General features: G+C 67.2%; 1 protein-coding gene. It reads left to right on the forward strand.

What is annotated here, in order from left to right:
* The coding region (locus tag AC1D15_RS36145) for an alpha/beta fold hydrolase (RefSeq protein ID WP_477829879.1) at positions 1-607 on the forward strand (607 nt) is incomplete at both ends.

Consider the following 607-nt stretch of genomic DNA (forward strand, 5'->3'; position numbering starts at 1 on the left):
CGACTTGTCCGAGCGCTTCTTCGTCCTCGCGCCCGATCTGCCGGAGATCGGCGAGTCTCGTGGCGCGCCACGATCAGCCGAGAAGACGGCGCTCGCCGACGTGCTGATCGCTGCGGCCGAGCAGGCGGGTGGCAGCGACATCATCGTCGCAGGCATCGACGTGGGCGGCATGATCGCTTTCGCCGCCGCCCGCGACCACGGCCTGCGCATCCGTGGCGCGGTCGTCACCAACACCGTCGTGCCCGGCCTCGATCCCTGGGGGAAGCTGCTTGCCGATCCACACATCTGGCATTTCGCCTTTCACGCGATTCCCGACCTGCCCGAGACGATGGTGCAGGGCCGGCAGCGGCCGTACTTCGACTACTTCACCAACATCCTGGCGGGTGACGCCAAGGCGGTGACCGAGGCGTACCGAGCGCGCTTTGCCGAAGCCTATGCGCGGCCCGAGGCCTTGAAGGCTGGCTTTGATTGGTACCGAGCGCTCGCCGCCGACGCCGAGCACAACGCGCATCCGAAGGCCATTGAAACGCCGCTCTTGTACCTGCGTGGAGACGCCGATGGCCGTTCGCCGGATGACTACCTGCCCGGGTTGCGCAAAGCCGGTGTA

This window comes from Rhizobacter sp. P2_H2, assembly GCF_056403375.1.